At 37.3% G+C, this 19,857-nt stretch carries 15 protein-coding genes, 2 tRNA genes and 1 pseudogene; 3 read left to right on the top strand and 15 right to left on the bottom strand.

Translation table 11 applies throughout. From position 1 onward, the window contains the following. Positions 1-38 precede the first annotated feature (38 nt). The 8 genes and pseudogenes from RBU59_RS10080 to cdd form a co-directional block, all read right to left on the bottom strand. Positions 39-1,136, bottom strand: a complete 1,098-nt coding sequence (locus RBU59_RS10080) for a GDSL-type esterase/lipase family protein (protein WP_308147744.1) — start codon at positions 1,134-1,136, stop codon at positions 39-41. A 23-nt stretch (positions 1,137-1,159) separates the two neighbouring features. Beyond that, positions 1,160-2,563: an MBOAT family O-acyltransferase gene (locus tag RBU59_RS10085; RefSeq protein ID WP_308147745.1), complete on the bottom strand. Its 1,404-nt coding sequence runs from the start codon at positions 2,561-2,563 to the stop codon at positions 1,160-1,162. 185 nt (positions 2,564-2,748) lie between these two features. Then, a pseudogene (locus RBU59_RS28655) lies at positions 2,749-2,850 on the bottom strand (methyl-accepting chemotaxis protein); the annotation flags it as partial. Further along, positions 2,849-3,145, bottom strand: coding sequence for a hypothetical protein (locus RBU59_RS10090; protein ID WP_308147746.1), 297 nt, complete (start codon positions 3,143-3,145; stop codon positions 2,849-2,851). The pseudogene RBU59_RS28655 and the gene RBU59_RS10090, both read right to left, overlap by 2 nt. Before the next feature lie 133 nt (positions 3,146-3,278). Continuing rightward, a tRNA-Met gene (locus RBU59_RS10095) sits at positions 3,279-3,352 on the bottom strand. 51 nt (positions 3,353-3,403) lie between these two features. Continuing rightward, a tRNA-Val gene (locus RBU59_RS10100) sits at positions 3,404-3,476 on the bottom strand. A gap of 237 nt (positions 3,477-3,713) precedes the next feature. Next, a complete protein-coding gene (locus tag RBU59_RS10105) occupies positions 3,714-5,732 on the bottom strand; it encodes a methyl-accepting chemotaxis protein (protein ID WP_308147747.1) in 2,019 nt (672 codons plus the stop codon). A gap of 429 nt (positions 5,733-6,161) precedes the next feature. Continuing rightward, complete coding sequence (cdd, locus tag RBU59_RS10110) at positions 6,162-6,686, bottom strand: cytidine deaminase (protein WP_308147748.1); 525 nt, start codon at positions 6,684-6,686, stop codon at positions 6,162-6,164. A 305-nt stretch (positions 6,687-6,991) separates the two neighbouring features. Between cdd and RBU59_RS10115 the strand changes: the two genes are divergently transcribed. Continuing rightward, a complete protein-coding gene (locus tag RBU59_RS10115) occupies positions 6,992-8,404 on the top strand; it encodes an MATE family efflux transporter (RefSeq protein ID WP_308147749.1) in 1,413 nt (470 codons plus the stop codon). Positions 8,405-8,627: 223 nt separating this feature from the next. Here the strand turns inward: RBU59_RS10115 and RBU59_RS10120 are convergent, their stop codons facing one another. Then, positions 8,628-10,112 carry an alpha/beta hydrolase gene (locus tag RBU59_RS10120; protein ID WP_308147750.1) on the bottom strand — a complete coding sequence of 495 codons (1,485 nt, stop codon included), beginning with the start codon at positions 10,110-10,112 and terminating at the stop codon, positions 8,628-8,630. Between the two features lie 269 nt (positions 10,113-10,381). Here RBU59_RS10120 and RBU59_RS10125 point away from each other — a divergent pair, with 269 nt between their 5' ends. Both RBU59_RS10125 and RBU59_RS10130 read left to right on the top strand, forming a co-directional pair. Then, positions 10,382-10,819 carry an RrF2 family transcriptional regulator gene (locus tag RBU59_RS10125; protein WP_308147751.1) on the top strand — a complete coding sequence of 146 codons (438 nt, stop codon included), beginning with the start codon at positions 10,382-10,384 and terminating at the stop codon, positions 10,817-10,819. A gap of 296 nt (positions 10,820-11,115) precedes the next feature. Beyond that, on the top strand, positions 11,116-12,399 hold the full coding sequence (locus tag RBU59_RS10130; RefSeq protein WP_330698518.1) for an O-acetylhomoserine aminocarboxypropyltransferase/cysteine synthase family protein: 1,284 nt from the start codon (positions 11,116-11,118) through the stop codon (positions 12,397-12,399). Between the two features lie 91 nt (positions 12,400-12,490). Here the strand turns inward: RBU59_RS10130 and RBU59_RS10135 are convergent, their stop codons facing one another. The 6 genes from RBU59_RS10135 to RBU59_RS10160 all read right to left on the bottom strand — a co-directional run bounded on the left by RBU59_RS10135 (position 12,491) and on the right by RBU59_RS10160 (position 19,838). Beyond that, positions 12,491-13,207 carry a hypothetical protein gene (locus tag RBU59_RS10135; RefSeq protein WP_308147752.1) on the bottom strand — a complete coding sequence of 239 codons (717 nt, stop codon included), beginning with the start codon at positions 13,205-13,207 and terminating at the stop codon, positions 12,491-12,493. Further along, the gene (locus tag RBU59_RS10140) at positions 13,207-13,812 is read right to left on the bottom strand and encodes an HAD family hydrolase (RefSeq protein WP_308147753.1); all 606 of its coding nucleotides are present in this window, start codon (positions 13,810-13,812) and stop codon (positions 13,207-13,209) included. The genes RBU59_RS10135 and RBU59_RS10140 overlap by 1 nt, the downstream gene beginning before the upstream one ends. A 208-nt stretch (positions 13,813-14,020) precedes the next feature. Continuing rightward, positions 14,021-15,910: a beta-L-arabinofuranosidase domain-containing protein gene (locus RBU59_RS10145; RefSeq protein WP_308147754.1), complete on the bottom strand. Its 1,890-nt coding sequence runs from the start codon at positions 15,908-15,910 to the stop codon at positions 14,021-14,023. Between the two features lie 136 nt (positions 15,911-16,046). After that, positions 16,047-17,981, bottom strand: a complete 1,935-nt coding sequence (locus RBU59_RS10150; protein ID WP_308147755.1) for a glycoside hydrolase family 127 protein — start codon at positions 17,979-17,981, stop codon at positions 16,047-16,049. 104 nt (positions 17,982-18,085) lie between these two features. Next, entirely contained in the window at positions 18,086-18,919 is an 834-nt protein-coding gene (locus tag RBU59_RS10155) for a carbohydrate ABC transporter permease (RefSeq protein ID WP_308147756.1), read from the bottom strand. A gap of 13 nt (positions 18,920-18,932) precedes the next feature. Then, positions 18,933-19,838 (bottom strand): carbohydrate ABC transporter permease, encoded by a 906-nt coding sequence (locus RBU59_RS10160; RefSeq protein WP_308147757.1) that lies wholly within the window; start codon positions 19,836-19,838, stop codon positions 18,933-18,935. Positions 19,839-19,857 lie beyond the last annotated feature (19 nt).

Raw genomic sequence — 19,857 nt, forward strand, 5'->3', positions numbered from 1 at the left:
AATTTAGTCCTTGAATCTGCAACAAACCCTTAAGGTTGTCATTCTTTTACAATACCATGTTTTAATAGGAACTTGGTCCATATATTGTAATATGCGGCTTTCAGATGAATATTATCAAAGGTATACTCCTTTGGTATACCACCGGTTTTGTCTGTAATAGCTTCATTTACATCAATATAAAATATATTCTTATTATCCGCCAGTAAGGCAAGATGATCGTTTTTATCTTTAATATTTTTGTTATTAAAAATCGGATCGGAATCAGATTTTTTCTTTGATACATTCATGATAGCTTCTACAAATATAATGGCATCAGGCTGGAGTTTTCGTATTTTTTCAATTACCGCTTTGTACTCTTTTATAAATATTTTTGTATTACCGGTACCCAGTTCATTAATCCCAAGCATAATATAAATTTTTTTAAATTGTTTCTTCTCAAGAGCCTTATCAATGGTATATTTTTTATCGTTTACCTCAGCTATTTTCTTATCAAAAATATCATATATCGTAAGACCTACATCTGCAAAATAGGTAGGATTTTTCCATCCGGAATACTCCGATAACCCTACGGTCCTGGAATCCCCGATAAATAATGCATCGTCAAAATAACTTTCATTTACGGTTTCAAACTGGCAGGTGTCCTGATCACTGACAGTTTCATTATCCTGAACCGTGTTGGTTTCATCAGGATTAGTTGCATCAGACTTGGTTATATCAGGTTTTGCTGGAGGCCAAGCTGTTTTCCCCTCAGTTACGGTACTTGACGCTTCCTGGGTATTAGCCTCCTTTATACCGGTCGGAGGTTTATTTCCCTGGGCTCCGTTATTGCCATCCGCTTCCTCCCGGCTGCTGGAATTCTCCTCCACCGTTTTATCTGTGCCATCCAATGGAGCATATACCGTATCGGTGGAAGTAGAAACCGTTTTAATATTGGTGTAACCCTTTAGACTCCAGGGGAAAATATCATCTCTCATAGCTTCAAATACGACAGCAAGCTGAGGCGTCTTTAAAAAGTCAATGGGATAGGATACATAAATATTGCCTTTCCCAAGGTATCCTATTACTGAAAAAACTAAAGTACTTATGAGTATGGTTAATGTCAGAGGATATTTTTTCGGATTTTTGAATTGCTTCATATCTTTTTCTTTCACTCCTGCGATTAAAAATTAAAATACATAAAGGGATTGTTCAGACCGTTTGATAAATTGTAAACGGAATACCAGAATACGATAATCAGAATTATTGTACAGGGTATGCTGTTATCATGTTTTGCAAACCACCTAAAGCCGTAGGGGAAGCAAAAGAAAATTCCTGCTATCAGCAGCCATTTGAACTGATCCAGGTATTTCAAAACATCATATGTATTTACATTAATCCCTGCTGTTATACCAAACATTCTACCAAAATAAACAGCGATATCCTTTAGGTCATTAATGGCAAATAACATCCAGGTCATAGGGAGTATAAGAAGGATATAGATTCTTGAGATAACCCTCGAACGGTCAAGTACAGGTTTTAAATATAATTTTTCCAGAAGTATCAGTAAAAATAGTACCAGTCCCCATAATACATAATTCCAGCTGGCTCCGTGCCATAAGCCGGTAAACAGCCAGACTGCCAATAAATTAAAGACCAGCCGCTTCTTCCCTGCTCTATTGCCCCCGAGGGGAATATACACATAATTCTTAAACCACATACCCAGCGTAATATGCCATCGCCGCCAAAATTCCGAAACAGATTTAGCCATATATGGATGTGTGAAGTTATTTGGCAGAGTGAAGCCCAGCATTTTTCCTATTCCGATTGCCATTAGGGAATATCCAGAAAAATCAAAATACAGCTGCAAGCTGTAGCCCACTGCTCCCAACCAGGCAAGGGGTGTGGATATACTTTGAAAACCAATGGTCTGAATATCATTCCACAGGATACCAAGCCGGTTTGCCAACAGCACCTTAATTCCAAGTCCTATGGTAAACAGTTTTAACCCTTTTTCAAATTTAATTAGATTATAACTCCTGTCCGTAAGCTGTTCCCTAATTTCGTTATAAGTGGCAATCGGTCCGGATACCAGTTTCGGAAACATAAGCAGGTAAGTACCGAAATTAAAAAGGGATGTGGTTTCTTTAACCTCTCCCTTATAAACATCAATGACATAAGATACTGCCTGAAATGTATAGAAACTAATACCAAGAGGCAGCACAACCTCCAGGGATGGTATCCCGTTTCCAGGAGAAAAGAGTTTTAGGATATAATTGATATTATCAATTGTAAAATTAATATATTTAAAGAAAAACAGAATTCCGAAATTGTAAAATAAAGCTAGAAGCAGCCACATTTTTCTCTTCATCGGAACCAGCCTTGCATGCTCCATGTTTTTAACTGCTACGTGATTGATTACAATGGACAGAAAAATTAAAATCAGGGATTTTGTATCACCCAATGCATAAAAACATATACTTCCGAGAAAAAGTACCAGATTTCTATATTTTATCGGTATGGTATAATACAAAATAAGAAAAACAGGCAAAAAACGAAATATAAACTCCAAACTACTAAAGACCACTGCAATGTCCTCCCTTATGTTAAATCCGATCTTAATAGTATTAAATATTACTACCAGTAAAGAATTATACACTATTATAAAAATAATACCATTACGTAAGCTTTAAATAGTTTTACATTTTAATAAATAACTATTACAAATAAATAACAAGAAACTAGTAAATAAGACAACATATGCTAATTCTCCGCCATATTTCTGATTTCATCTGCCACCACAGCAAATCCCTTTCCTGCTTCCCCTGCCCTGGCAGCTTCTATTGCTGCATCTAGTGCAAAAAGGTTGGTCTTAAGATGTGATCTGTAATATAGATTGGGTCAAAATATCGATTTGTTCAACTGCTTTTGACTGTTCGATTGATATTCTCATATCCTTATCAATTGTTTGATGGATTTCATGTGCCGACTTTTGGGACACCAATGCATTATTTTTCAATTCCTGTGCACGCTTGCTTATTTCTGCTGCAATGTAGGAGCCATTTTGTGCATTTGCTGCCATTGCTTCTATCGCACTCTCGATTTCTACAGAGGTTGCATTCATTTCTTCAGCTGTTGCGGCTGTTTCTTCCACCCGTCTTTGATACATGCTGTATACAAAAATCCAGAAACAGAACCTTAGAAAAGAACACTCTATAAATATGTCTTATTTTATGTTCATAAATAAAAAACATGCTGCAAAACCATCTGTAAAAACAGTTTTGCAACACGCCCTATTTCAATAGCGAAGGACGGATTTGAACCGCCGACACCGCGGGTATGAACCGCGTGCTCTAGCCAACTGAGCTACTTCGCCATATATTAAAATAACTAATTTTACGAAAACCAGTATTGTTTTTCGTAAAAATGGGACCTATAGGGCTCGAACCTATGACCCTCTGCTTGTAAGGCAGATGCTCTCCCAGCTGAGCTAAGATCCCATTATCGTACTGCTTTTCAACAGGTACTTTACTATTATATTTACGAAAGACTAATTTGTCAAGTACTTTTTAGAAGTTGTTTTAATGTTTTTTAGCGGTTGTTTGATTGAACTATTAATAGAATGGGATCTATATTTTTTCAGCACATATTCAATACAAAATATAAATCCACTATCCATAATATTCATTTTTATATTCTATTAAAGTGTTTTTTCTTATAAGGCTATAAAGCCTGTACTAAAGTTTAAATATATTTATCTGTTTATCCAGATTTTCTGCCGTAATTGCTAATTCCAAGGCATCTTTACCTACTATTTCACTATTTTCAGTAACCTGCTCCGCATGTTCTAACAGCCCCTCCGAGGTTGCCAGTATCTCCTGAGCCCCTGCAGACTGTTCCTCGGTAATAGCCGCTACAGAAGAAGCAACCTGATCCACATTTTTTACTTTCTCTATCATTGTATTAACCAAATCATTAGTTTCACTGACAGCAGTATAGATTGTATCAAATGTCCCACTGGTAGATTCAACTAATCTGGAGCTTGTGCGAATACTCTCCACACTTTTTTTTGTCTTATCCGCCGTACTTTCCACTAAATCACTGATATTACGGATCAGTCCGGATATGTTTTGAACTGCTACAGCGCTGGTTTCCGCCAATTTTCTAATTTCATCTGCTACAACTGCAAATCCTTTTCCCGACTCTCCTGCCCGTGCTGCTTCAATTGCTGCATTTAAGGATAACAGATTCGTTTCGGAAGCTATTTCCCCGATTAAAGTAATGATATCATTAATTTGCACCGTGGATACCCCTACTTCTTCTACTACTGCTTCTAATGAATTTATTGCGTTTTCAACTTGGTTCATTGCTGCATTTACCTGAACCATATCTTTACGGCCTTTTTCAGAAACTAATACGGTTTCCTGCATTTTATGGCTTGCCCGTTGTCCCATGGTATCTGCTTCCGATACCACGTGTGCCAGTGTAGTTGCATTTTCTGCCACTTCACTGACAGATTTAGCAAGTTCATCTACCGTAGTATTTAATTCCTCCATGGAAGAGGATTGAATTTCAGCAGAAGAATGTAAAGTCTCGGATACTTTACTGCTGTTTTCGGCCTGAGTACTTAACTGCCAGGACATATCTCTTACATCCGTGATAATTCCCCTCATAGTTTCTATGAATTTTTGCATGCTTTTACTCATTACCGCAACTTCATCATTTCCTCTGGTATCAACATTTACCGTAAAATCTCCTTGTGTAATCTGCTCTATTGTACCTGTAAGTTTTTTAATCGGTTTTATTATAACATGAATTACCCTTTCCATGATTATAGTCAATAAAATGATACAGATTATAGCTGCAATGTTAATAATAATCTGCAATTGATCTAAAGCTGCCACAACTTCTTCCTGAGGTATATAGGAAGCTAATACCCAACTGGTGTTATCGATATTCTCAAGGTATGCCATATAAGTCTTAGATCCATCTTTTATACGAAATACATCCTTATTATTTTCACTCAGATGTTTAAAAATACCGGACAGCAGAATATTATTTTTTTTCTCATCCATTTTCTTAGCAATCAGTTCAGTATCTTTGTGAGCTATAATAGTATTCGTGCTTTTATCGATTAAAAAAACAGTCCCGGTTTTCATAAGTTTCATGTCAGAAACCATGGCGGATACATTTTTCAGAAAAATATCCACGGAAGCTACTTTAACGACAGGGCCGCCGGTATGTAATTTAACCGACGCACTTAATACACTTTCACCGGTATGGGCATCCACATAGGTTGAACCAAATCCAAAAGTTTCACGATTAAGTCCCTCCTTGTACCAATCCCTGTCGGTTACCACATAATCGGCCGGCGGTATAAAATCAAACGTATTAATTACTTCACCCTGATCCGTACCTATATATACGCCACTCGGATAACTGTCATTTCTATTCATAGTTGTAGCTAAATATTTAAGAAGTTCCTCATCTGTAAAGTCCACCTGTTCCAATGTATTCTGAACCTCATTTAGTGATGAGATGATACCCTGCGACCAGGTTTCAATGCTATTTACATTGGCACCAGACAGAGATTTTATAATTTGGTCACCGTAACTTAGAATAATTCTCTTGGATGACTGAAATGTTATTGCCAATAATGCTACAATTGATAGAATACTAATAGGTATTACTACAATGATTAATTTGGTTTTGGTGCTTCTTAACCCACCTTTTTCTTTTGTTTTTTTTCTTTTCATAAATACTCACTTTCCTAAGATGTTTAATAGTATTTGTAAATGTAAAATAGCTAACAGATGCCAAATAGCTAACAGATGACTGGTATTACACCTACAATAAAGAAACTATTATAATACTATATAGGCACATAGTCCCAGTGTCAATAAATTATTTACCTTATAAAAAACATTTTTTATAAATAAAATAGGTAATATAATACAAGAAAGAGTCTGGCAAGCCAGACTCTAGCGCTGACGCGCTGTCACGACAGTGACATCTTCCTTAAGTGCGTCATGCGCATCCTGCCGGTCGGGCTTTTTGTTACACAGGAAAGTTCTTCGAACTTCCCTGTGTAACAAAAAAGCATATCTCACTATAGTTTGATATGCTTTTCTTGTATATTAATAATATATAAAAAACAATTGCAGGATACATAAATTAATCTGTATTTATTCCTGAACCAAATTATCCGGTCCAAATCCCATCGGAATCATATCCTCTAAATTATAGATCCAGTAGTCCGCTTCTGATTTTGCTAAGATCACAAAAAATTTTTTGGGATTACAAAACTCCATCATAACCTGGCGGCATACTCCACAAGGCGGGCAGTAATCGGTAATGATTCCATCTTTACCTCCAACAATTGCTATAGCCTGAAAATCCATTTTTCCCTCACTTACTGCTTTAAAGAATGCAGTTCGTTCTGCACAGTTTGTTGGAGAATAAGCTGCATTTTCTATATTACATCCGGTATATATTTTTAAATCCTTTGTCAATAACGCAGCACCCACCTTAAACTCAGAGTAAGGAGAATAAGAAAACTTAAGACTATGAATAGCTTCCCGGATTAACTGTCTGCATGTATCCTCTTTTAAGCCACATGCCGGCTTATCTCCGCGTATGTTTTGAATTAATTCTCCCTGCTTCCTGCAAACCAACTCATTTGTTTTAATGTGATTATTCTCAGTATTCATACACTTAGGCTCCTTTTCTTTTAAATTGCTTATTTTATAGTATATTAGATTTTAGACAAATATATTTTATCACAAAATGGAAAAAAATTGAATAGTATAAGTAAATACATTGTTTCTCTTTCTTTGTGTGATATACTAGTATTTATGAAGTTCATTTATTAAAATTATTTTTTATTATTTAAAATCTTATCCATAAAATTTACTATATAAAATCTTTATTGACGAAATTTTATGAATGCAAAAGATTGAATAGAGTATCCAGATTATTAACTCAAACAAAATTATACATAAGACAGAGGTTTATTATGAAACTTATTCATCAAGCAGTCACTTTTTTTACAGTAAAAGGTATGATTAAACCCCAATTAGTTATAGGAGACCTTCCTCCATCTAAAATCGTCTATAAAAACTTCTTTAATGTGGCTTGGCCTTCTGCAATTGAATCTCTTTTAGTCGGATTAATCGGCTCTGTAGATACCATGATGGTGGGTACTTTAGGTAAGGGATCTATTGCTGCTGTTGGTATCACCAATCAGCCTAAATTTATTCTTTTAGCAGTTATATTTTCGCTTAATGTAGGTATTACGGCAATCGTAGCGCGCAGAAAAGGCCAGCAGGACCGGGAGGGTGCAAACCATACTTTAAGAGTAGGTATGATTCTTAGTGCACTCATTTCCCTTAGTATGTCAATTATGGGTTTCCTATTCGCAGTTCCTATCCTTAAGTTTGCAGGAGCTGATGTATCCTATCTAAAAGATGCACTGGATTATTTTAGGATCCTAATGGTAAGTTTATTCTTTACCGCATTAAATCTCACTATAAATGCAGCACAACGGGGAAGCGGTAATACAAAAATTTCCATGAGGACAAATATTGTTGCAAACATAGTAAATATCACTTTTGATTACCTGTTAATAAATGGTATTGGTTTCTTCCCTGCTTTAGGAGTAAAAGGTGCTGCCATCGCCACATGTCTTGGTGCAATTGCCTCATGTATTATATCTTTTGCAACCCTTCTTAAAAAAGATGTTTTTTTAAGTCTTTACTGCAAAGCATCCTGGAGAATTAATCATCATATATTAGAACCAATTACAAAGGTAAGCGGAAGTGCCTTTGTAGAACAGGTATTTATGCGTATCGGTTTTTTTGCTTATGTGATTATTATTGCCAAATTGGGAACCACCTCATATGAGACTCACTTAATTTGTATGAATATTCTTAATTTATCTTTTTGCTTTGGTGACGGCTTTTCCGTAGCTGCCTCTTCTCTAGTAGGACAAAGTCTTGGTGCCAAACGCCCTGATATGGCAATTATTTACGGAAAAGCCGGTCAACGGCTGGCATTTCTGGTATCTTCGATCCTTTTTATATTTTTTATCACCGGCAGAGAATTTCTGGTTTCTTTATTTACAAACGATCCGGCTATTATAGCATTAGGTGCGGGTATTATGCTGATCATTGCTTTTACTACCCATGCCCAGACTTCCCAGGTCATAATATCCGGCTGCCTTAGAGGTGCGGGAGATACCGTCTTTGTTGCCATTACCTCAATGATCAGTGTTGCACTGATACGTCCGGCACTCACCTGGCTGTTATGTTTTCCTCTTTCATTCGGCTTATATGGTGCCTGGATAGCATTATGCGGAGATCAATTCTTACGTTTTGCTTTAAATTTTATAAGATTCTCTAACGGCAAGTGGACCAAAATCAAGTTATAAAATTAAAGGGCTGTTGTAAAAACCATTCTGATAAAAAACAGTTTTTACAGCAGCCCTTTAATTGTATTAACAGTCTGTTGTATATGCTAAAAAAGCTTATCTAAAATTCATTTTATGTGATATAAAAAGACACTATTTACTGCGTTTGTAGGAGAACATAGTACATATATTCATTTTCATACCTCATACTCAATCATTTCGGACAAACTTATTTAGTTGTATATTATTTTGAATCCTTTTCATTTCTATCCTTAATGAATTGAATAATATCCTGAGTTACTTTCGTATCTACATGTTTTCTAGTCCTGTACTCCTCAGATTTTGGCTCACCTGCTCCAGCCATCATAAAATGATTTAATGCAGCATAAGAATGAAAAAACCAATTATCTGCATCCGCAAAATTATCTTTCCATTTATTATATTGCTTCATTGTGACCTGATAATCTCTTTCACCCTGAAGAACCAACACCGGAGCTTTGATTTTCTTGGCAGCTTTCATCGGATAATAACCAGCCAAATCAATCCAGTAGTCTTTAAAAGCTCCTAATATCATTTTATTTTGTGGGAGATCTTTTGGATTATCCAGCAGATCAATATCTTTCTGCAGTTTTTTTTGATCCTCTTGTTCTTTCACTGTCAGAATTTCATCCCGATAAGCAAGATAATTAAATTGATCCATTATATAATTCTTGATGTGTTCAGCCGGTGCAGCCATTAAAATATAACCGGATATATCGGGTAATTTCTGCGCAATCCTGGGTATTACATACCCACCCAGGCTATGTCCCAATATATAGATTCCGGTAGTATCAACCCCCTCAAGTTTTTCAACCATTTTAGTCGCTGCAACCACATCATTAATAATTTCCTCCTTTATCGTAGCAGTTTTATCCTCTGCTACCTGTTCGCTGTATAAGTAATTTCTCTTATCATAGCGGTAGCTGGCAATTCCCTGCTTTGCCAAGTCCCAGGCAATATCACGAAAAGGTTTATTTTCATAAATACTTTCATCCCTGTCAGAAGCTCCGAACCCCTGTACCAGAATTACTACCGGATATAAACTGCCCTCTCTCGGTCTGGTTAAAGTGCCCGGAATCACAAATCCATCGCTGCTAAAGCTGTATTCAGTCTCAATAACTTCTTCAGGTATGGTATTATCATTTAATGGTTCTTTTGCAGCATATTCTTCATATGAAAATCCAACGATATTATGATTTCCATCGAATGCGATCTGGTAATTGAAGTTACCTATCGTACATACAATGGGTACCATGATATATTGATAAGCACCAACTGACAAAGAATAAGCTTCCTTTATTTTTACCATCTTACCGTATTCGGAATTATAGAATAGTACTGTTTTTTTTGTTTCTTCCGCAGTTATTGCCGTTTTCATGTTATCATCAAATTGGTAAGCCTGTTTTAATTTGAGAAAATTCTCATTCAATAAATCCTTAGCGAATTCTGATGCAACAGTAAGATTATCTCCGCTAACCGGTTTATATACTACTGGTTCATCTGTTGTATCACTTTCAGCTGATTCTGATTTAGTATCCTGGTTTTTATCTTTCGTAACTTTATTATGATTGACAGTTTCATCCAGCTCTGTCTGATTAGAACCAGACCCTGAATCCTGATCTTTATATTGACAGCCGAGCAGAGAAGACACATATAATAGAATTAGTATTGCTTTAACTAGTTTTTTCATTTAGCCTCCCCCTTGCATAACGATCTTTCCTATAAATGTTTCCCTGTTATTTTCATTTTAACATAGGACTATTTTACCATACAAAACTGTAAGTTACAATAAATCACATAGGTTTTTAACATTAATTTTAAAAGTACGATGACACCTGATTGTTATTTTCTAATCGAATAACAATGAAATTTCAGTAAATCCGGGCTTTAGTACTTGTAAACATAGTATTCCCATGGTAATATAAATATTAACCAATACTATTATATAAGGAGGTCTCTATGAAGATTTCAACAAAAGGACGTTATGCCCTAAGATTAATGTTAGATCTTGCAATGCATAATACAGGCGAATATATAACCATTAAAAGTATTTCAGCAAGGCAGGAAATTTCTGATAAATATTTGGAACAGATCATTACACAACTTAGCAAAGCCGGTTATGTAAAAAGTATACGCGGTGCACAAGGCGGTTATCGTCTTGCTAAGGCCCCGGAAGATTACACGGTTGGTTCGATTCTACGTTTGATTGAGGGTAGTCTTGCCCCAGTTGCCTGTTTGGAGGACGATACCAATCTTTGTACCCGCAGCAGTCAGTGCGCTACTTTGGACGTGTGGATGAAATTAAATGAGGCAATTAACAATGTGGTGGATAATATAACTTTAGCAGATCTGGTGGAGAGACAAAATAGTCTGACAGGAAATGATTATATAATCTAATTATATGGTTCGATTTTAGGTTACTGTTTACTCCCCTGCAAAAAGCAGCAGTTCCGCGAACAATAACATGCTTTCGCGAAACACACAAAACGCAATGGCAGCGTTACTACGCTGCCATTCTCCGGTTTTCTGTGATAATACACTCACAAAAAACACGTCGCTATGCCATAAGCTGAATAATTATAAATTATATCTAAATTTAACATATTTTTCTTGACATTAACAAGATTTTCTATTATACTTCATTTCATATTATTCCAATAGGTTTTATATATTATCTGAAAGGTGGTATTTTTATGGAAAAACGAAAGCTAAAATTTGAAACACTGCAACTTCATATAGGCCAGGAGAAACCGGATTCCGCAACAGATGCCCGCTGCGTGCCGATTTATCAGACTTCTTCTTATGTATTTGCTAATTCAGCACAGGCCGCTGGACGTTTTAACTTATCAGAGGGCGGCAATATTTATTCCCGTATTATGAATCCTACTTCTGATGCATTTGAGCAACGAATCGCTGCTTTAGAAGGGGGTATTGCAGCATTAGCTACTGCTTCCGGATCCGCCGCTATTACATACGCAATCCAGAATATAGCACACGCAGGTGATCACATCGTTTCAGCCAATACGATTTATGGCGGAACCTACAATTTGTTCGCCCATACGTTAAGAGATTTCGGTATTACCACCACCTTTGTTAATGCAGATGAACAGGGAAGCTTTGAGGCTGCTATCTTACCAAATACAAAAGCAATCTTTATTGAAAGCCTTGGTAACCCTAATTCCAGTATCATAGATATTGCCGCTGTTGCGGATATCGCACATAAAAACGGTATTCCATTAATTGTTGATAATACATTTGCAACACCATACCTGCTTCGTCCAATTGAATACGGTGCGGATATTATCGTTCATTCTGCTACTAAATTTATAGGAGGCCATGGAACCTCCATTGGTGGTGTGATTATAGATTCCGGTAAGTTTGACTGGGCGGCTTCCGGTAAATTCCCTTATCTTACAGAACCAAATCCAAGTTATCACGGAATCAGCTTTACCGGTGCTGTGGGTGCTGCCGCTTATATTATAAAAGCCCGTGTTACTCTTCTTAGGGATACCGGTGCTACTCTGAGTCCTTTTAATTCTTTCTTATTCCTGCAAGGTTTGGAAACTTTATCATTGCGTGTTGAACGCCATGTGGCAAATACATTAAAAGTGGTTGATTTCCTGAAATCACATCCCCAGGTAGAGCATGTTAATCATCCATCCTTACCGGATAACCCGTACCACGAATTATATAATACGTATTTTCCCAATGGCGGTGGTTCTATCTTTACCTTTGAAATCAAAGGTGGAGCACAAGAAGCAAAAGATTTTATAGACAGATTAGAGATCTTCTCTTTATTGGCCAATGTTGCGGATGTTAAATCTTTAGTTATCCATCCTGCAAGTACTACTCACTCTCAGATGACGGAAGAAGAGCTGCTTGCCTCCGGTATCAAACCAAATACCATACGTTTATCTATCGGTATTGAACATATTGACGATATCATCTATGATTTAAATCAGGCATTCGGTAAATAAACAGCAATTGCTAACCTATAGTAAACTAAAAACTGCTGATGATTTGGATAAAGGCTGTACTGCGGCCCCTAAGCAAATAATCAGCAGTTTTTTATTTCACTTTAATTGCAACGATATCATCTGCCTCACTGTCATATTTGAACATGGAACTACCATCCAATGCTACATAAAACTGTCCTATGACTGTCATTTGTTTTTCTGACTCTGCATAAACGTTAATACCATAACATTCGACATCATTTACATTGGTAGTCCAGCCATCAAAATCAATGCTGTACTCCGACAATTCTTTTGGAAGTCCTAAGTCTTTTGCCTGAATTCCTCTCAACCTATCCAGAGCATCCTGCTGGGATATTACATCAGCTCCGGTTTGTTCTGTTATATCAGGATCTACGTATAATGGATGCTCTGAAAATGCAGCGATACTTCCGTCTGAATAATAACAGAAAAGTTCACCGGTTATTTTATTAACCAAAACGCCTGGTTTAAACGGCCCAATACTGTCACTGACTTGATAAAGATAATAGGTTTCGTCATCTATTGTTAAATTATTGTCCAGTAATTCAAAATTGTATCCACGTTCACCAACTATATCTTGTATATTCTTTAGGGCTTCCTTTTCGCTGATATATTCCTGGGTTGTGTTCCCCGTCTGTTCCTCAGTCTCACTTGTATCAGCTTCCATACTGTTATCTATCGTTTCTCCCGTTTGCGTGACCGGGTCCTTCTTATCCTCTTTCCGGCATGCTGTAAACAACAGACATCCTGACAGAATACAGGTTAATAGCATTATTATTTGTTTTTTCATCAGATCTTTACCTCTAATTTTCTTAAATCCTCTAAAGCTTTCTCAAACTCTGTCACATGTATAGTATGAAATCCGAATGTTTTAGCCGCTTCCAGATTAGGAATGCAGTCATCTAAAAACACGGCTTCTTCCGTGCTAATATCATACTTATCGATTAGCGCTTTATATATCTCTGGTTCCGGTTTAATACTTTTCACTTCATAAGATATAACACCCCCATCTGCAAGTGGTATAAATTTAAAATTCTTCTTTGCATATTCGAAATTAGTTTTACCATAATTGGATAAAAAATAGACCTTATAACCATTTTTCTTTAAAGTAGTAATAAAATCAGCAGAATAAGGAAATTCCTGCACTGTATTATAACTGGTTTTTATAAAAAATTTGATTTCTTCACTTATCCCAGTATCCAGTTCACAGCATAACCTGGTTATCTCTTCATCACTGAGAGCTCCTCTGTCAAATTCACCCCAGACCTTGCCAAGAACGGTGGCTTTACTTAATCTATCCAGAGTTTCCTCATCATAACCGCAGCTTTCCATATAACCTTTCCAGTTAAAATGAGCCAATACCTGCCCAATATCCAAAACGATTGTTGTTATCATAATATCCTCCTACCAGGTGACCTTATATTTATACTCATTTATATTTGAGAAATCTATAATTACAAATTCAGGTCAATCAATGTCTTATCAAATGAATTATAACATTAGCCTTACTCCCAATCAAGACTTATAATCGATAGAAGACCGCCTTAAGAAAAACTTAAAAAATCAGAAAACCCTTCTTATTCGGATTTTCTGATTTTCATTATTATTTTTCACTTGGAGCAATAGGGAAATAAACAGTATAAGGATCATAACCGATGGAATTTAAAGGTACGAATGCTATGTTTTCCCTTTGTCCTATGGTACGATAAGTATTCTGCCAATACGACCACTCTCTTTCATTGTCATTTTCTAATATATTTTCCGGGTGACTGATGTCCGCATAAAGGGTCTTTTCTTCTTTACATAGCCCTGCCAATACCACCGGACCATCTAAAAATGCCACCATATTTGTCTTTCCCGGCAAGGGTAAGGTATGAAGCTTTTTAGGAAATTCAATATAGATTACATCGTTTTTCCACAATTTATGTATGGAAATAAATCCATCTTCATTTCGGGTATACTCTATTTCCTTATGGTTTAGTAATACTACCGGTGTTCCGGTTATCCACCATGGTACTCTTATATTAATAGTAAAAGCTTCTTCCTTATCTGCAATAATATAAAAATAGTCTGCTAATTTTTCTGGATTACCAGGATATTCATACGTAAACCGGTTCACTTTTTGCGAACCGGTTACGGAACCGGTCAGAGAATGATTCTCTGTTATAGGATGATTTCCTGTCAGGGTATCTATCCGCTGGAGTATTTTAACCGAATTGTCCTCCCTGACTATCTCTGCATCGCTGTTAAAAAACTGGCAGATATACAGATCGGAATCTTTCTTATAATAAATGCCGTCATTATGAGCTGCATTGGCCTGGACTAAACTTCCATGACAGCAATAAAAATCATTAGTTTTTGAACTCCAGCCCTTTACGGCTCCTGCCTTTAGCGGCAGGAAATAGGTTAGTAACCCTTGTTCCGGGTACATTGATTTTTGTCCATGGGTAAAGCTTCCCCTCCAATACCCCTGTGCCATAATTCCGTTATATAAATTCCGCTCCCAATAATCCGCATAGATAGAGTTTCCTGTATATCGGAACAGGAAATCAGCCAGTCTCATCATATTATATACGGTACAATGCTCCTGATTTTTATTGCCAAGTCTGGTATGCAGCCTGTTTTTGGGAGTCCACACCTCACCATTTGTCTGCCCGCCGGTAGCAAAACTACCTCGCTCCGTAACTGCTAACTCCCAATATTTTTCCACGATGCGAAACCACTTTTTATCACCTGTAACTTCATAAGCTCTGGCTGCTCCTAATATTTCCGGAATGGTTGTATTGGCATGCATATTGGTCAGTACATCAATTTCCTCCAGTAACGGATCAAACAGTCTTCTTCGGTAATAATATTCCATAAGCGTAATATATTTCTCCTCTTTGGTAATCCCATAAAGCTGCGCCCAGATTTCCAGCATTCCCCCTGTTTCAATATCCAAGATTTCATCAAATTCCTCTTTTGAAAAGCCGGTTACCCATCTGTAAAACCAGTGTGAAAATGAGGTTGCAATCTTAAGAGCCTCCTCATTACCTGCTTTCTCATACATATCCATAAGCCCCATAAAGGTTTTATGAATGGTGTACTGGGGAGCCCATACGGTTTGTTTATTCGCTATCCGATACAGATATTTCTCCGGTATAGAAGCCGCCCATTCTCCACCATTGGCCTGCTGGCATCGAAATAGTTCATGCACAATTGCATTTGCTTTCCCAATTACCTCATTATCACCGGTGGCTTCATACATCATTGCAGCAGCTGAAAGCCAATGTCCTAAAAAATGTCCCCTTAATTCACATACCGGCGATTCCCAACCGCCATGTATATGTTCCGGTATTCGGTCTGTTTTATATAATCCCGCCTCAAAGCGATAATTTAATAATAAATTATCCTTCGTTAATTCCATCATATAAGACCTGTTTTCTTCCCGGCGTCTTAAAAGATCCGTATCTTTAATCTCAACCCTTAACCCATTTAATTTTTCTATTTTCATTTTTTATACCCATTGTATATCGCAGACCCGTCTGCAATATTGCCACAAATGAAAAAGACTGAAAGAATTATAGTGTGGCATCCTTTCTTTCCATATTTTCTTTCACTCTTACCTTTCATTCCACCTGTTGCTTCCTTTACATCTTCACTCTTACCCAGACTATCATTTCACCTGGATTACGATTTGCCCAGGAATAATACGGAGTCCATTTTAATATCTTCTTTTCAAAGACAGGTTCCTGATACGAATGATATAAAACCTCTTCACTCCTGCTGCTGTCACCTAACTTTTCTCCGTCACAGGTTAAAGTGACAATTCCTTTTAACAGCTCTTTCTCATATTGCTCCTTAAACTTCGTCTCTTTCGTAATATATATCTGATGCAGATTATTTTCGTTATCCGCCTCTTCCAGGCAATATATAAGCGGTCCTCTGGAAACGGCTACTTTGCCGATATCCTCCCTGACTCTGGGATTTGCCTGATTTAATACCACTTCCATTTTAAAATTACAGGTAATGGTATCTCCTTTTTTCCATTTCTGGTTCAGGTATACATACCCCTTAACCAATTCAGCTCGGACTTCTTCACCATTTACAACTATTGCATAATCCCTGCACCAGTCCGGGACACGAATGGCATAACGAAATTCTGTCTCTTCCTCCTGATTAAAGATAATTTTTACCGCTCCATCCCAAGGGTAATTTGCCTCAACATGAAATTCTACTTTCTGTCCATGAAAGGTTGTAGTAATATCTCCGCCGAGATACAAATTCATAAAGAAGCAATCTTCTGTTTCTGTGTAGGCATAACAGCCTATGGAGGATAACAGCCTGGCGATATTGGGCGGGCAGCAGGCACATCCGAACCATTTCTGCCGTTCTACTTTTACATGCCTTTTCCGCTGATCTTTTTCGGATGCTTCCGGAACTACCTCCAAAGGATTTACATAAAAGAATTTAGTTCCATCCAGTGACATTCCGCTAATGGCACCATTAAATAATACTCTTTCCAGCACATTCATATATTTGCTGTCTTTTGTCAGTTCAAACATTCTTCTGGCAAAGAAAATCAACCCCACCGCCGCGCAGGTTTCCGCATAAATAGTATCATTGGGCAGGTCGTAATCAAAAGTGAAGGATTCTCCATACTGGGAGGCACCGATTGCCCCTGTTATATACATCTGCTTCCCGGTTATATTATCCCAGAGCTTTTCACAGGCTTTTATTAGACTCTCATCCCCGGTTTCTTTTGCTACGGCTGCCATACCGCTATAGAGATAAACTGCACGGACCGCATGGCCTTCCGCCTTCTCCTGCTGCCTTACTTCCTTGCCGGCCTGATAATACTGATACTCAAAATAACTGTCTTTCCAATGAAAATTGTTTTGGTTTTGTATGGTTTCATTTTTAAAATAGAGCGGCCTTTTTCCCCGTTCATTGATAAAATATTTAGCCAGAGCCAGATGTTTTTCCTCTTTCGTCACTTCATACAATCGGACCAATGCCATCTCGATTACTTCATGACCGGGATAACCGTGTAATTTACCGGATTCTGCACCGAAAATACTGTCTACACAATTCACATAACGGATTGCCGTATCCATAAATTTACGTTTACCGGTTGCCTGGTAATAGACCACCGCAGCTTCTATCATGTGGCCCAGGCAATATAATTCATGATGATCTTTTAAGTTGGTGAAACGCTTATCCAGTCCGTTGATTATATAATAGGTATTAAGATATCCGTCGGACCGTTGTGCTGCACAAATATCATCAATTGCTCCATCCGCAATTTTCTCAAGTTCCGTATCCGGGTTCCACATCAGGCAATATCCCACCGCTTCCAGCCATTTATAGACGTCGCTGTCCTGAAAAACCATTCCCATAAATTTACCGGGGATTTTTCCGGATGCCACTTTAAAATTCTGCATGCAATAACTGGGTTCCGCCCCTTCGATCCGGTCATTTAACGCTTCCCATTGATAAGGAATTACATGATTCCTTATCAGTTGCATATATTCACTAAAGAATTTATCCTTAATCTTGATTTCTTTCATCGATAATACTTTCATATTGCTACGCTCCAATCTTATTCATTTAAACTCCCTTTTAGTATAACAGGAATAAAAATCATTTTCCTATTATCAGATGCACGGCGTAAAACCAGCACCTTTTATCAGTCTTTCATACCGGATAACATAACACCTTTTACAAATGCATCCTGGGCAAACAAAAATACAATTAATACCGGTAAAACAGCGATAGTAGAAGATGCCATAAGTACCGGCCAATCCGTAGAATACATTCCTTTCATACTTGCTAACCCCAGAGGCAGTGTATATTTTTCAGCGTTATTAATATAAATCAACGGAGTAAAATAGTCATTCCAGGTACCCATAAAGCAGAATATAACCAGGGTTGCTATGGTAGATTTGGCCATTGGCAGCAGAATCTGTATGAATATCTGGAATGGATTGCAGCCGTCTATTTTTGCAGCTTCATCTAATTCTCTGGGTACCGTGATAAAGAACTGTCTCATTAAAAAGGTACCGAATGCGGATACCATAGGGGGAATCATTAATGACCATAAGGTATTGACCAATCCGTAGGAAGACATCTGAAGGAAGTTGGTTATAACCGTAACGTGAAAAGGAATCATCATCGTTCCCAGATACAACATAAAGATTTTATCCCTTCCTCTGAAATTAAGCCTGGCGAACACGTATCCTGCAAGTGCTGAGGTAAATACCTGAAAAAATACGACCCAGGCAGATACTTTAACACTGTTCATAAAATAAGCAAAGTAGTCAAAACGGGATGAGATATTCGTATAGTTTTCCCAAACCAGCCGCTTGCCAAAGAGTCTCGGCGGAAAAACAAATACTTCACCTAATTCCTTGAATGAGGAAGATAACATCCATAGGAAAGGCACAAGCATAATAAAGGAACCAAAAATCAAAATGCAATGTGAAATTATCTTAATAATTCTGTTTTTTGTTTTATTTGACATGTGATTTTCCTCCTTAATAGATTTCTCGCATACTTTTTTCCATTTTTAAATTGATAGCAGTTATAATCATTACGATTGCAAACAGCAGATAGGCAATCGCACAGGCATAACCTAATTTAAAGTATTGGAATGCATTCTGATACAGATAATGTACAAGTACGGAAGAAGATCTTCCCGGTCCGCCGGTTGTCATTAACATGACCTGGTCGAATACCTGAAAAGAATTAATGATTGCCATAATAAATACAAAAAACGTGGTCGGCTTTAACATAGGCACTGTGATGTATCGGAACTGCTGGAGCTTACTGGCTCCATCCAGTTTTGCAGCCTCATAATAGGTAGTAGATATTCCCTGCAGACCTGATAAAAAGATAATCATATCATATCCGAGACGCTTCCATATACCCACAATGGCAATGGATACCAGAGAAGTAGAGGCACTTGTAAGCCATTTACCGGTAGGGAGTCCCAAAAATGATAAACCAAAATTCAGCAGTCCAAATTCAGGGTTATAAATCCACTGCCAAACAATAGAGATAACTACCATGGATGTAATAGACGGCAGAAAGAATGCAGCCCGGTAGAACCGCTTTAACCCGATTTTCTGATCCAGAGCTACTGCTAACAAGAGAGATAAACACATTCCTACCGGAACGGTCATTACCGTATACAATATGGTATTACCTGTAACTTGCCATACGATAGGATCATGTATCATGTCAATATAATTTTTAAGTCCGATGAATTTAGGTTTCGTTAACATATCATATTTTGTAAAACTCAGTAAAAATGTTGCTACAACCGGTATAAGCATAAACATGCAAAATCCCAATATGTTCGGCAATAACATAATCCATGCCCACTTTGCATCATTAAATAACTTACTGGGTTTCTTTTTCTTAACCGCAGCTGCTTTCATTTTTCTGCCTCCTTAATGA

The sequence above is a fragment of the Anaerocolumna sp. MB42-C2 genome (assembly GCF_030913705.1).
GTDB lineage: Bacteria > Bacillota > Clostridia > Lachnospirales > Lachnospiraceae > Anaerocolumna.